This window comes from Leifsonia sp. (genome assembly GCF_051955155.1).
Lineage (GTDB): Bacteria > Actinomycetota > Actinomycetes > Actinomycetales > Microbacteriaceae > Leifsonia.
The window spans coordinates 1-13,298 of the sequence record NZ_JBQCGZ010000182.1 but is presented as its reverse complement, the minus strand read 5'-3'; the positions used below and the strand labels follow the sequence as shown (position 1 = coordinate 13,298).

Genomic DNA, 13,298 nt, shown 5'->3' with positions numbered 1-13,298 from the left:
CGGGGCCGGTCGTCAGACCAGGTCCCGTCGCGTCGTGGCGAGCGCGCCCGTGATCGCGCGCACCCGCTCCGTCAGCGCCGCGAGCTGCTCCTGCACGCGGTCCGGCGCGGTGCCGCCCGCGCCGGCACGGCTCGCCACCGAGCCCTCGACGGTGAGCACGCTGCGCACCTCAGGGATCAGCAGCGGGTCGATCGCGGCCAGCTGCTCATCGGAGACCTCGTGCAGCTCCAGCCCGTTGTCCTCGGCGAAGCGCACCAGGCTGCCGGTGATCTCGTGGGCGTTCCGGAACGGGACGTGCTGCTTGACCAGCCACTCGGCGACGTCCGTGGCGAGCGAGAACCCCTGCGGGGCGAGCTCGGCCATCCGGTCGGTGTGGAAGCGCAGGGTGGCGACCATCCCGGTGAAGGCGGGCAGCAGCACCTCGAGCGTCTGCACGGAGTCGAAGACCGGCTCCTTGTCCTCCTGCAAATCGCGGTTGTATGCCAGCGGAAGGCCCTTCAGGGTGGTCAGCAGGCCGGTGAGGTTGCCGATCAGCCGGCCGGACTTGCCGCGGGCGAGCTCGGCGATGTCCGGATTCTTCTTCTGCGGCATGATCGAGGACCCGGTCGAGTAGGAGTCGTCGAGCTTGACGAAGCCGAACTCGCGCGTGTTCCAGAGGATGATCTCCTCGGCGAAGCGGGACAGGTCCACCCCGATCTGGGCGGCGACGAACGCGAACTCCGCGACCACGTCGCGCGCGGCGGTGCCGTCGATCGAGTTCTCCGAGCTCGCGGCGAAGCCCAGCTCGCGTGCCACCAGCAGCGGGTCGAGGCCGAGCGTCGACCCGGCGAGTGCTCCCGCCCCGTACGGCGAGACATCGGCGCGGCGGTCCCAGTCGATCAGGCGTTCCAGGTCGCGAACGAGCGGCCAGCAGTGCGCGAGCAGATGGTGGGCGAGCAGCACGGGCTGCGCGTGCTGCAGGTGGGTGCGGCCGGGGAGGATCGCGGCGGGATGCGCGTCCGCCTGCGCGGCGATGGCGTCCACCAGCGCGATCAGGCGCTCGGCGATGACGCCGGCGTGGTCGCGCAGGTACATCCGCACGAGCGTCGCGATCTGGTCGTTGCGGGACCGGCCGGCGCGCAGCTTGCCGCCGAGCTCGGCGCCCGCGCGCTCGATGAGGCCGCGCTCCAGCGCCCCGTGCACGTCCTCGTCGGTCTCGGCGGCGACGAACGCGCCGGACTCCACGTCCCGCTCCAGCCGGTCGAGGGCGGCGAGCATGCCGGCGAGCTCCTCGTCGGTCAGGTAACCCGCCGCGGCCAGCCCCTTGGCGTGCGCGCGCGAGCCGGCGATGTCGTACCCCGCGAGCGCCCAGTCGAAGTGCGTGGACTTGCTCAGCAGCGCCAGCTCCGGCGACGGACCGCCCGCGAACCGGGCTCCCCAGAGCTTGCCCTCGTCGGTGCGGCCGACCCCGCTCTCGCCGCTCACGCCGCGCTCCCTTCCGTCACGTTCTTCTCCAGCAGCCAGGCCAGGACGGCCTTCTGCGCGTGCAGGCGGTTCTCCGCCTCGTCCCAGATGACGGACTGCGGCCCGTCGAGCACGTCGGCGCTCACCTCCAGGCCACGGTAGGCCGGCAGGCAGTGCAGGAAGACGGCGTCCGGCTTGGCGCGGCCCATCAGCTCCGCGTCCACGGTGTAGCCACCGAAGACGGCGACGCGCTCGGCCTTCTCGCTCTCCTTGCCCATCGACACCCAGGTGTCGGTGATCATCACGTCCGCGTCGCGCGCGGCCTCCGCGGCGTCCTCGGTCACCAGGACGGAACCACCGGTGCCGGCCGCGATCGCCTCGGCGTCGGCGACGATGGCCTTCTCCGGCAGGTAGCCGGCGGGCGCGGCGATCCGCACGTGCATCCCCGCGGTGACGCCGCCGAGCAGGTAGGAGTGCGCCATGTTGCTCGCGCCGTCGCCGAAGAAGCTCAGCGTCAGGCCCTCCGTGCCGCCCTTGTGCTCGCGCACGGTGAGGAGGTCGGCGAGGATCTGGCAGGGGTGGAACTCGTCCGTCAGCGCGTTCACGACCGGGACGCCGGCGTACTCGGCCATCGTCTCGAGGTCGGTCTGCGCGAACGTCCGCCAGACGATCGCGGCGACCTGGCGGCCGATGATGCGTGCCACGTCCGGCACCGACTCGCGCGTGCCGATCTGCGCCTTCGTGCCGTCCACGAGGAACGGCGAGCCCTGCAGCTCGGCGACGCCGACGGAGAAGGAGGTCTGGGTGCGCAGCGTCGGCTTGTCCATGATCAGCGCGACGGTCTGCGGTCCCCGAAGCGGGCTCAGGGCGAAGCGGTCGCGCTTGAGGCGAGCTGCGAGGTCGAGGACCTCCGCCTGCTCGGCGGGGCTCAGATCGTCGTCGCGGAGGAAGTGCCTGGTCATTGTGGCCTTTCGAGGTGGGGAGAGGTCAGAGGGCGGCGAGCGCGCGGCCGAAGCGGTCGCGGAACTCCGCGAGCTCGGCGTCGCCGACGATGAGCGGGGGCGCGAGCCGGATGCTGGACTCGTTGGGCGCGTTGATGATGAGCCCCTGGGCGAGAGCGGCGTCGGAGAGCCGGTGCGCCTCGCCGTCGGTGAGGCCGATGCCGAGCAGCAGGCCGGCTCCGCGGACGTCGCCGATCAGCGGCGAGTCGTAGGACCGGATGATCGCGCGCAGCTCCTCGCCGCGGCGCGCGGCGTTCTCCACTAGGCCGGCGCGCTCGATCTCGGCGAGCACGGCGTTGCCGGCCGCGGTGGCGAGCGGGTTGCCGCCGAAGGTGGAGCCGTGCTGGCCCTGGGTGAACAGGTCGGACGCCCAGCCGAAGGTCACGAGCGCGCCGATCGGGACACCACCGGCGATGCCCTTCGCGACCGTCACGGCGTCCGGCAGGATGCCCTCGTGCTGGTAGGCGAACCAGCGGCCGGTGCGGCCGACGCCGGTCTGGATCTCGTCCAGGATGAGGAGGACGCCGTGCTGCTCGGTGAGCTCGCGCGCCCGGCGCAGGAACCCGTCCGGCAGGTCGAGGACGCCGGCCTCGCCCTTGATCGGCTCGACGAAGAGCGCGGCGACGCGGTCGTCGATCGCCGCCTCCAGGGCGGCGATCGTGGAGTCGATGTGCTCGACGCCGCCGGGGAGCGGCTCGAACGCCTCGCGCATCGGCGGCTTGCCGGTGAGCGCGAGCGAGCCCATCGTGCGGCCGTGGAACGCGTTGTGCAGGGCGAGCACGCGCGTGCGCTTGCCGTTCGCGCCGCGGTTCAGCCTGGCCAGCTTGAAGGCCGCCTCGTTCGCCTCTGCACCGGAGTTGCCGAACAGGACCCTGCCTCGCTCGCCCGCCCCGGTGATCCGGCGCAGCCGCTCGGCGAGCTCTAGCTGGGGCGCGGTGGAGAAGTAGTTGGACACGTGCGCGAGCGTCGCGACCTGCGCGCTCACCGCATCCACCAGCGCGGGATGCGCGTGCCCGAGCGAGTTCACGGCGATGCCGGCCAGGAAGTCGAGGTACTCGTTGCCGTCGACGTCCCAGACGCGGCAGCCCTCGCCGCGCGCGAGCATCAGCTTGGGCGTGGCCAGCGTGCGCATCATCGCATCGCCGAACCGCGGCTTCCACTCGCCTGACGTGTTGCTCTGCGCGCTCATGCCCGCGCCACCTCCGTTCCGATCCCCGACTGGGTGAACACCTCGAGCAGGATCGAGTGCGGCACCCGACCGTCGATGATGGCCGCCTTCGGCACTCCGCCGTCCACGGCGTCCAGGCACGCGGCCATCTTCGGGATCATCCCGGACTCGAGGCTGGGCAGCAGCTCGCGCAGCTCCTCCGCGGCGATCTTGGAGAGCAGGGAGTCGCGGTTCGGCCAGTCGCTGTAGAGGCCGGCGACGTCGGTCAGGATGACCAGCTTGGCCGCCCCGAGCGCCACGGCGAGCGCCGCCGCCGCCGCGTCCGCGTTCACGTTCAGCGTCTGGCCCGGCTCGTCCAGGTCGGGCGCGATCGAGGAGACGACGGGGATGCGGCCCGCGTCGATCTGCGCGAGCACCGCCTCCGGGCTCACGCCGACCACGTCGCCGACCAGGCCGAGATCGACCTCGACGCCGTCCACGACGGCGCCGCGCTTGCGACCCTGGAAGAGCCCGGCGTCCTCGCCGGAGAGACCGGCGGCGAGCGGCCCGTGCTTGTTGATGTTCCCGACGATGTCGCGGTTGATCTGGCCGGTCAGCACCATCCGGACGACATCCATCGCCTCCGGCGTCGTCACGCGGTAGCCGCCGCGGAACTCGCTCTCGATGCCGAGCCGGTCGAGCATCGCGGAGATCTGCGGGCCGCCGCCGTGCACGACGACGGGACGCAGGCCCGCGTAGCGCAGGTAGACCATGTCCTCGGCGAAGGTGCGCTGCAGCTCCTCGCTGACCATCGCGTTCCCGCCGAACTTCACGACGATGATGCGGTCGTGGAACGTCTTCAGCCACGGCAGCGACTCGATGAGGGTCGCTGCCTTCGCGGCGGCGGCGTCGCGCTCCACCGTCTCGTCGTCGTCGGGGGTCGTTGGCATCGGTGCAGGGCTCGTCATCTCAGCTGGAGTATGCACTGTTCTCGTGCACGTAGTCGTGGGTCAGGTCGTTGGTGAGGATCGCTGCCGTCTCCTCGCCCGCGTGCAGGTCGATGAGCACGTGCACGGCGCGCGGCGTCAGGTCGACGAGGTCGCGCGGCTGGTCGGGCTCTCCCGCCGTGCACACCTGGACGCCGTTGATCGCGACGTCGATGCCGTACGGGTCGAACACGGCGTCGGTGGTGCCGACGGCGGCCAGGACGCGGCCCCAGTTGGGGTCGTTGCCGAAGATCGCGGCCTTGAACAGGTTGGACCGGGAGACGGCGCGGCCGACGGTCACCGCGTCGTCCTCGCTGTGCGCGTTCACGACCTCGATCGTCACGTCGTGCGACGCGCCCTCCGCATCCTGCTGCAGCTGGCTCGCCAGGTCGCGGCAGACCTCCGTGAGCAGGAGCGTGAACTCGTCCGCGTCCGGCGTCACGCCGCTCGCGCCGGAGCCGAGCAGCGCGACCGTGTCGTTGGTGGACATGCAGCCGTCGGAGTCGAGCCGGTCGAAGGTGACCCTGGTCGCCGACCGCAGAGCGGCGTCCAGCTGGGCGGAGTCGAGGACGGCGTCCGTCGTGATGACGACGAGCATCGTCGCGAGGCCCGGCGCGAGCATCCCCGCGCCCTTCGCCATCCCGCCGACGGTCCAGCCCGCGGCGGAGCGCCGCTCGGCCTGCTTGGGGCGGGTGTCCGTCGTCATGATCGCCTCGGCGGCGCCGAGCCCGGCGTCCCCGGCGAGGGCGCCAGCCGCGGCGGTCACGCCGGAGGTGAGCTTGCCGAGGTCCAGTTGGTCGCCGATCAAGCCGGTCGAGCAGACGAGCACGTCGCCCGCCGAGACGCCGAGCGCCTCGCCGACCGCCTCCGCCGTCGCGTGCGTGGTCTGGAAGCCCTGCGCGCCGGTGTAGCAGTTGGCGCCGCCGGAGTTCAGCACGATGGCGGAGACGACGCCGTCGGCGATCACCTGCTCGCTCCAGAGCACCGGGTTGGCCTTGCAGCGGTTGGTGGTGAAGACGGCGGCCGCTGCGGTCAGCGGGCCGCGGTTGTGGACGAGCGCGAGGTCGCGCTTGCCGCTCGACTTCAGGCCGGCGACGACGCCGGCGGCGGAGAATCCCTTGGCTGCGGTGACGCTCACGGCGCGACTCCATTCACGGAAAGGCCCGCGGTCTCGTTCAGACCCAGGGCGATGTTGGCGGACTGGATGGCGGCGCCCGCGGTCCCCTTGTAGAGGTTGTCGATCGCGAGGACGGTGACGACGCGCCCCGCAGCCTCGTCGAGTGCGACGCCGATCAGGACGGTGTTGGCTCCGAGGACGTCGGCGGTGCGCGGGACGACGCCGGCGGGAAGGACCTGCACGAACGGCTCCCCCGCGTACGCGTCCTCCCAGGCCGCCTGCACCTGCGCGGCGGTCACGCCGGGCTTCACGCGCGCGGTCGAGGTGGCGAGGATGCCGCGGGACATCGGAACGAGCACCGGAGTGAACGACAGGGTCGGCGCGCTCGCGCCGGCGACCCGCAGGTTCTGCTGGATCTCCGGGATGTGCCGATGCGTCCCGCCGACCGCGTACGGGTTCGCCGAGCCGAGGATCTCGCTCGCGAGGTACATGGTCTTCAGCGACTTGCCGGCGCCGGAGGGGCCGACGGCGAGCACGGCGACGATGTCCTGCTCCTCCACGATCCCGGCGCGGATTCCCGGGGCGAGGGCGAGCGAGACGGCGCTGGCGTTGCAGCCGGGGGCGGCGATCCTTCTCACGCCCGCGAGCCGCTCGCGCTGCTTGCCGGATGCGGTGAGCAGCTCGGGGACGCCGTACGCCCACGAGCCGTGGTGCTCGCCGCCGTAGAACGCTGCCCAGTCGGCCGGGTCCTCGAGGCGGTGATCCGCGCCGCAGTCGACCACGAGGGTGTCCTCGGGGAGGGTCGCGGCGATCGCGCCGGAGGCGCCGTGCGGCAGCGCGAGGAAGACGACGTCGTGGCCGGCCAGGCCCTCCGGCGTGCTCTCGACGAGCGTCAGGTGGGCGAGCGAGCGCAGGTGCGGCTGGTGGGCGATGAGCGGGTGGCCGGCGTTCTGGTGCGCGGTGACGGTGCGCACCTCGAAATCGGGATGGTCGGCGAGGATGCGCAGCAGCTCGCCGCCCGCATACCCGGAGGCGCCGGCGACGGCAACCGAGAAAGTCATGCTTGTTCCTTGATGAGTGGACGACAGGGGACCGGCGACGGCGGCGCCCACGTCCGGCCCACGAGGGGTCGCCCGAGCGCCGCCTAGATTCGGCGGTCGCGCAGGCGTCGGCGCAGAACGGTGCGGCCGACGATAAGCATGCAGCAACCCTACAGCCCCGGCCCCGCCCGCCGCCAAATCGGCGACGTCACCCCGGGGCTCTGCCTTCAGCCGCCGAGCACAGGAAAACCGTCGCGGATCGGCGTGATTCGCGGCGGTTTTCCTGTGCTCGGCGGCCCCGGGAGCCGGGTTCTGGGAGGCCGGGGGCTACTCGCGGATGGCGGCGCCGAAGCGGTCGGCGGCGACGGCGGCGCCGGCGAGCTTGGCCTCGCTGGCCTCCGCCGCCGTGAGCGTGCGGTCGTCGGCGCGGAAGCGCAGCGCGAACGTCAGGCTCTTGTGCGCGGCGGGGATGCCCGCGCCGCGGTAGTCGTCGACGAGCCGGATGTCCTCCAGGAGCGCACCGGCGCCCTCGCGCACCGCGCGCAGCACGTCGCCGGCGTGGACCTCCTCCGGCACCACGAGCGACAGGTCCTGCGTGGCGGCGGGGAACCCGGCGATCGTACCGGCGACGATGTCCGACGGCGCGACCGCGATCAGCGCATCCAGGTCCAGCTCGAACACCGCGACCACGCGCGGCAGGTCGAGCTCCTCGACCAGCGCCGGCAGCAGCTCGCCCGCGTAGCCGACGACCGTCCGCGCCCCGTCGCCGCCGAGGGCGACCAGCTGCGCGGTGCGGCCCGGGTGGAGCGCCTGGTGGCGGCTCTGCACGAACTCGATCGCGAGGCCGGCCGCGGTCGCGGTCTGACGGACCATCGTCAGCGCGTCGGCGAGGCCGGCGGGGACGGGCGCCTGACCCGGCTCCTTCGGCACCGCGTTGCCGACGACGAGGCCGGCGAGATGGCGCGGCTGAGCGGGGATGCCCGCGTTCAGCCCGGCGAGCGTCTCGTCGCTCGGGAGCACCGCGCCGGGCGGCAGCGTCTCGCTGCCGAGCACGGCGCCGGCCGGGCGGAACACCGTGCCGAGCTCGTACACGTTCAGGTCGACCAGTCCGCGCGCGAGGTTGCGCTTGGCGATCTCCAGCAGCCCGGGCAGCAGCGAGGTGCGCAGGTACGGCGCCGTCGCATCCAGCGCGTTCGCCAGGCGCACGGCGGGGACGCCGCCCGCCTCCGGCGAGCCGAACAGGTCGTTCTCGCGCTCGCTGACGAACGGGAAGGCGAGCACCTCGGTGGAGCCGTTGTCGGCGAGCATCTGCGCGACCGCGCGGCGCAGCTTCTGCTCGCGGGTCAGGCCGCGGCCGGGAGGAGCGACGGGCAGGACGGACGGGATGCGGTCGAACCCGACGATGCGGGCGACCTCCTCCGCCAGGTCCGACTTGTCGGTCAGGTCGGGACGCCAGCTCGGCGGGACGACGAGCAGCGCACCGTCGCCGTCGGTGACCGTCCCGCCGATCTCGGCGAGCGCACCGCGCACCTCGTCGTCGGTGAAGTCGGCGCCGACCAGGCCCTGGATGTAGCCCTCGGGGAGCCGGATGGCCTCCGCCTGCTGCGCCGCGTCGTGCAGCGAGCCGAGTTCGTCGGCGTGGCCGCCGGCCAGCTGCTCCAGCAGCTGCACGACCCGGGCCGCCGCGGCGACGGCGACGCGCGGGTCGACGCCGCGCTCGAAGCGCTTGGACGCCTCGCTCGGCAGCTTGTGCCTGCGCGCGGTGCGCGCGATCGACACCGGGTCGAAGTTCGCGGCCTCGATGAGCACGTTGCGGGTCTGCGGGCTGATCTCCGTCGATGCTCCGCCCATCACGCCGGCCAGGCCGATGGCCCCGGACTCGTCGGTGATGAGCAGGTCCTCGGCGTGCAGCGCGCGGGTCTGGTCGTCGAGCGTGACGAGCGTCTCGCCGTCGTGCGCCCGGCGGACGACGATCCCGCCGCTGAGCGCGTCCAGGTCGTAGCCGTGGATCGGCTGGCCGAGCTCGAGCATCACGTAGTTGGTGATGTCCACGATCAGCGAGATGGAGCGGATGCCGGCGAGCTTGAGCCGTGCGACCATCCACGGCGGCGTCGGGCGGGTGCCGTCGACGTCGCGGACGACGCGCGTGACGAACACGCTCGCGCCCACGCGGCCGCGGATCGGCGCGCGGTCGTCGATGGTCACGCTGAAGCCGTGCGCGTGCGCCCCGGCGGCGTGCACGGTGACCGCGTCCGCGGGGTCGCGGAAGGCGGCGCCGGTGGCGTGCGAGTACTCGCGGGCGATGCCGCGGATGGAGAACGCGTAGCCGCGGTCCGGCGTCACGTTCACCTCGACGGCGGTGTCGTCCAGGCCGAGCAGCGCGATGGCGTCGGTGCCCACCTCGGGGTCGAGCCCGAGCGTGGTCAGCCGCAGGATGCCCTCGTGGTCGTCGCCGAGGCCGAGCTCGCGCGCGGAGGCGATCATGCCGTCGGACACGTGGCCGTACGTCTTGCGCGCCGCGATCGGGAACGGACCGGGCAGCACGGAACCCGGCAGGGTCACGACGACCTTGTCGCCGCGCAGGAAGTTTCGGGCGCCGCAGACGATGCCGCGCACGTCGGGACCGCCGTCCGCCGCCTTCTGGCCCTCGGGCGCGACGCGCACCTGGCACCAGCGGATCGTCTTGCCGTTGGTCTGCGGCTCCTCCTCGAACTCCAGCACCTGGCCGACGACGACCGGGCCGGAGATCTCGAACGTGTGGACGTCCTCCTCCTCCAGACCGACCGAGACCAGGGCGGCGTGCACCTCGTCCGCCGTGGTTCCGGGCTCGAGGTCGACGTACTCGCCGAGCCAACTCAGGGGGACGCGCATCAGACCACCATTCCGAACTGCTGGGAGAAGCGGACATCGCCCTCGGCCATGTCGCGCATGTCTTTGACGTCGTTCCGGAACATCAGGGCCCGTTCGACGCCCATCCCGAACGCGAAACCGGAGTAGACGTCCGGGTCGATGCCCGCGGAGCGGAGCACGTTCGGGTTCACCATGCCGCAGCCGCCCCACTCGATCCAGCGGGCGCCGCCCTTGAAGGTCGGGTGCCAGAGGTCGAGCTCTGCGCTCGGCTCGGTGAAGGGGAAGTAGTTGGGACGCAGGCGCACGCGGGCCCCCTCGCCGAAGAGCGTCTTCGCGAAGTGGTCGAGAGTGCCGCGCAGGTGGGCCATCGTCAGGCCCTTGTCCACCGCAATGCCCTCGGTCTGGTGGAACACCGGCAGGTGCGTCGCGTCGAACTCGTCGGTGCGGAACACCCGGCCGGGGGCGATGCGGTACACCGGCAGCTCGTCGCCGAGCAGGGCGCGCAGCTGCACCGGGGAGGTGTGCGTGCGCAGCACCAGGTGCGAGTTCGTCGGCTCGACGAAGAAGGTGTCCTGCATGGCGCGGGCGGGGTGGTCCTCGTCGAAGTTGAGGGCGTCGAAGTTGTACCACTCGCTCTCGAGCTCGGGGCCCTCCGCGACCTGCCAGCCCATCCCGACGAAGATGTCGGCGATGCGCTCCTGCAGCAGGCTGATGGGATGCCGGGCGCCGGGGTGCCAGCGAGTGGGCAGTGCGGTGACGTCGACCGTCTCCGCCGCCAGCTGTGCCGCCTCCTCCGCGGCCGCGATCTCGGCCTCCTTTGCCGCGAACGCCTGGCTCACCCGGCCGCGCGCGCCGCCGACCAGCTTGCCGGCCGCGGCCTTCTGGTCGCCGGGCAGGGAGCGGATGCTCGCGTTCAGGCGCGCGAGCGGCGAGCCCTCCGCGGTGTGCTCGTGACGGACGGCCTTCAGGGCCGCCGAGTCGCCGGCGGCGTCGATGGCGGCCAGTGCCGCCGCGACCGCCGCCTCGACCGAGCTCTCGGTGATTTCGGTGGATTCAGACACGGTTCCTCAGTCTAGTCGGCGTGCGGGCGGGCCAGGCTCTCGCTGTAGACGAGGTACGCGGCCTCCCAGAGGCGGTCGGGCTCCGGGACGGTCAGCCCCGAAAGCAGGAGGGTCAGCTGGTCGATCAGGCTGTGCAATCCCGCCGCGAAGTCGGGCGCCGAGCGCAACCGCCCGGCGCCGCTGTGTCCTTCGTATGTCATGACGCTTTCGATCGGGTCCTGGACCAGGGTCAGGAGCGTTCCGTCCTCGTCGTCCTGGAGCCGGATGCTCACCGCGGCGTCGCCCCACGAGAAGCGCAGGTGCCGCTCCGACTCCAGCGCGAGCACCTCCAGTTCCTGCACGCCGCCCTCGACGTTCGCGTCGCCGAGGCGCATCACGTCGCCGAGGCGGACCCGGCGCTCGCGCGCGGGGTCGTCCGGCCACTCCACGACCGGCCACAGCCAGCGGCCGATCCGGTCGGGCAGGGTGAGCGCATCCCACACGGCGGCGGGAGGGGCGTCGAGCACACGGCGCAGCCGCACTCCGCCGCGGTCGCCCACGATGTCCAGATCGCCGGCGACGAGGGCCGCCTCGCTGCGGCGGTAGTCCCCAAGCGCGGCGTCGAACGCGGCCGGATCGGCCGCCTCGCCCGCGTAGCCGTCGACGTCCTGCGGGCTGCGCTCCGCGCCGAGCGCGCGGGCGAGGTGGGTGAGCACGTCTTGCCAGCCGGCGCCGTAGACGGACGCGGTGACGGCCTGCACGCGGCGGTGCGTGAGCGTGAGGAGCACGCGCCCCTCCGCCGTCTCCGCGATCGTCGCCTCCAGCTCGGTGTCGGCCTCTCTCTCGCCGTCGCCGCTGAACCGCCAGCTCACCAGGATGCGCCGCTCCGGCTCGCACGCGAGCACCCGCCCGGTGACGACCGCGTCCGTCCCGGGGCCGCCCATCTCCAGCCGGAAGCCGTCGTCCGTCGCCGTGTACCGGCCGATCCAGCGCTCCAGCCGGCGCGGCTCGGTGAGCGCCGACCACAGCTCGGCGCGGCCGGCGGGGTACTCGCGCTCGACCGTCACGACGCGCCGGGCGCCGTCCAGCGCGATCTCGCCCCACAGGCTCACGAGGCGGCCCTCCCCGGCGTCGGGGCGGGCGCAACGGTCGTCGCGGTCGCGGTCCGCTGCTGCTCGCGGCGGCCGCGCACCAGCTCGGTGCCGAGCGCGTCCAGTCGCTGCTCCCAGAACGGGCCGAGCCCGTCGAACCAGGCAGCGGCGCCCGCGAGCGCGTCCGGCTCCAGTGCGTAGACGCGCAGCGCGCCGTCCGCCCGCGCGGAGACCAGTCCGGTCTCGCGCAGCACCCTCAGATGCCGGGATGCCGCGGGCTGGGTGATCCCGAACTCGTCCGCGGCGAGCCCGGCCAGCTCCCCCGCCGTGCGCTCGCCCGCTGCCAGCGCCTCCACGAACCGACGCCGCACCGGGTCTCCGACGGCCTCCAACGCATCCATGCCCCCCACCATATCAGCCCCACGTTATATAACCAACCCTTTATGCCGTCGAGCACACGAAAAACGTCGCGAATCCGCGCGCGGGGCGACGTTTCTCCTGTGCTCGCGGGCTGGGCGGGCGGGGTTAGGCGGAGCGCTGGGCGAAGGCGGACTCGTAGAGGCAGACGGAGGCGGCGGTCGCGAGGTTCATGGACTCGGCGCGGCCGTAGATGGGGACGGTGACGACCCGGTCGACCAGCTCCAGCAGCGCGTCGTCGAGGCCGTGCGCCTCGTTGCCGAACACCCACGCGGTCGGGCGGGCGAGCAGCCCCTCCTGGCGGGCGGTCAGCAGGTCCTCGCCCTTGATGTCCGCCGCGAGCACCTCGAGCCCGGCGGAGTGGGCGCGGCCGATGACGTCGGCAAGGTCCGCGCCGACGGCGACGGGGACGTGGAACAGCGAGCCGGTGGTCGAGCGCACGACCTGGGGGTTGTAGAGGTCGACGGTCCGGCCGCTCAGGATGACCGCGTCGGCCCCCGCGGAGTCGGCGGCACGGATGATCGTGCCCGCGTTGCCGGGATCGCGCACCTCCTCGAGCACCGCGATCAGCTTCGGCCCCTCGGCGAAGATGTCCTTGATCGAGGTCGGGAACTGCCGGCACACGGCGACGAAGCCCTGCGGCGTGACGGTGTCCGCCATCGCCTCCAGCACGTGCTCGGTGACGAACTCGACGTCGACGCCGGCCTCGACGGCCGTCTGCGCGATGTCCTGGTACCGCTCCAGCGCGGTCGGGGTCGCGTACAGCTCGACCACGAGCTCCGGCCGGAACAGCAGCGCCTCGGAGACCGCCTGCGGCCCCTCCAGGAGGAACAGCCCGGTCTCGGCGCGCGCGGAGCGCTTCGCAAGCTTCGCAACGGCGCGGACGCGCGGGGAGCGCGGGTTGTCAAGCATGGGATCAGCATATCGGCGGCCCTCGTCCGGACGCAGGCACCATCGAGGGGCACGTCGTTGTCGCGTTTTGCGCCCGAAAGCGACCACCACCTGCCCCACGGGACCCCGACCCGACGAATCGGCCCCGGCCACCCCGGGGGCCCCGTCGCGCGCCCCCTTCGGCGCCCCCACCCCCCCCCACCCCGCCGCCCCGGACCCCCGTGGGCGGGCCGGGCCCGCTTCGTCGTGTCCGGGTCCCGAGGGGCACGTCGTTG

Annotated in this window: 11 protein-coding genes; all 11 read right to left on the bottom strand. The window is 72.9% G+C overall.

The window, feature by feature from the left end:
• Positions 1–12 precede the first annotated feature (12 nt).
• On the bottom strand, positions 13–1,464 hold the full coding sequence (argH, locus tag ACTHMF_RS19765) for an argininosuccinate lyase (RefSeq protein ID WP_440319986.1): 1,452 nt from the start codon (positions 1,462–1,464) through the stop codon (positions 13–15).
• Entirely contained in the window at positions 1,461–2,405 is a 945-nt protein-coding gene (gene argF / locus ACTHMF_RS19760) for an ornithine carbamoyltransferase (RefSeq protein ID WP_314147154.1), read from the bottom strand. The genes argH and argF overlap by 4 nt, the downstream gene beginning before the upstream one ends.
• A gap of 25 nt (positions 2,406–2,430) precedes the next feature.
• Positions 2,431–3,633, bottom strand: coding sequence for an acetylornithine transaminase (locus ACTHMF_RS19755; protein WP_440319983.1), 1,203 nt, complete (start codon positions 3,631–3,633; stop codon positions 2,431–2,433).
• Positions 3,630–4,541, bottom strand: coding sequence for an acetylglutamate kinase (argB, locus tag ACTHMF_RS19750; RefSeq protein ID WP_440319982.1), 912 nt, complete (start codon positions 4,539–4,541; stop codon positions 3,630–3,632). Before argB ends, ACTHMF_RS19755 begins: the two co-directional genes overlap by 4 nt.
• A 19-nt stretch (positions 4,542–4,560) precedes the next feature.
• Positions 4,561–5,715, bottom strand: coding sequence for a bifunctional glutamate N-acetyltransferase/amino-acid acetyltransferase ArgJ (gene argJ, locus ACTHMF_RS19745; RefSeq protein WP_440319980.1), 1,155 nt, complete (start codon positions 5,713–5,715; stop codon positions 4,561–4,563).
• Positions 5,712–6,755, bottom strand: coding sequence for an N-acetyl-gamma-glutamyl-phosphate reductase (argC, locus tag ACTHMF_RS19740; protein WP_440319979.1), 1,044 nt, complete (start codon positions 6,753–6,755; stop codon positions 5,712–5,714). Before argC ends, argJ begins: the two co-directional genes overlap by 4 nt.
• A gap of 306 nt (positions 6,756–7,061) precedes the next feature.
• On the bottom strand, positions 7,062–9,605 hold the full coding sequence (gene pheT / locus ACTHMF_RS19735) for a phenylalanine--tRNA ligase subunit beta (RefSeq protein WP_440319978.1): 2,544 nt from the start codon (positions 9,603–9,605) through the stop codon (positions 7,062–7,064).
• Positions 9,605–10,645 carry a phenylalanine--tRNA ligase subunit alpha gene (pheS, locus tag ACTHMF_RS19730; RefSeq protein ID WP_440319976.1) on the bottom strand — a complete coding sequence of 347 codons (1,041 nt, stop codon included), beginning with the start codon at positions 10,643–10,645 and terminating at the stop codon, positions 9,605–9,607. The genes pheT and pheS overlap by 1 nt, the downstream gene beginning before the upstream one ends.
• 11 nt (positions 10,646–10,656) lie before the next feature.
• Entirely contained in the window at positions 10,657–11,736 is a 1,080-nt protein-coding gene (locus ACTHMF_RS19725; RefSeq protein WP_440319974.1) for an SRPBCC domain-containing protein, read from the bottom strand.
• The gene (locus tag ACTHMF_RS19720) at positions 11,733–12,116 is read right to left on the bottom strand and encodes an ArsR/SmtB family transcription factor (RefSeq protein ID WP_440319972.1); all 384 of its coding nucleotides are present in this window, start codon (positions 12,114–12,116) and stop codon (positions 11,733–11,735) included. The genes ACTHMF_RS19725 and ACTHMF_RS19720 overlap by 4 nt, the downstream gene beginning before the upstream one ends.
• 124 nt (positions 12,117–12,240) lie before the next feature.
• Positions 12,241–13,044 carry a TrmH family RNA methyltransferase gene (locus ACTHMF_RS19715; protein ID WP_440319970.1) on the bottom strand — a complete coding sequence of 268 codons (804 nt, stop codon included), beginning with the start codon at positions 13,042–13,044 and terminating at the stop codon, positions 12,241–12,243.
• Positions 13,045–13,298: the final 254 nt, after the last annotated feature.

Coding starts and splice junctions, on each gene's coding strand:
- ACTHMF_RS19720 (WP_440319972.1), bottom strand. CDS start 12,116: ATGGATGCGTTGGAGGCCGTCGGAGACCCGGTGCGGCGTCGGTTCGTG.
- argC (WP_440319979.1), bottom strand. CDS start 6,755: ATGACTTTCTCGGTTGCCGTCGCCGGCGCCTCCGGGTATGCGGGCGGC.
- argB (WP_440319982.1), bottom strand. CDS start 4,541: ATGCCAACGACCCCCGACGACGACGAGACGGTGGAGCGCGACGCCGCC.
- pheT (WP_440319978.1), bottom strand. CDS start 9,605: ATGCGCGTCCCCCTGAGTTGGCTCGGCGAGTACGTCGACCTCGAGCCC.
- argF (WP_314147154.1), bottom strand. CDS start 2,405: ATGACCAGGCACTTCCTCCGCGACGACGATCTGAGCCCCGCCGAGCAG.
- ACTHMF_RS19715 (WP_440319970.1), bottom strand. CDS start 13,044: ATGCTTGACAACCCGCGCTCCCCGCGCGTCCGCGCCGTTGCGAAGCTT.
- ACTHMF_RS19755 (WP_440319983.1), bottom strand. CDS start 3,633: ATGAGCGCGCAGAGCAACACGTCAGGCGAGTGGAAGCCGCGGTTCGGC.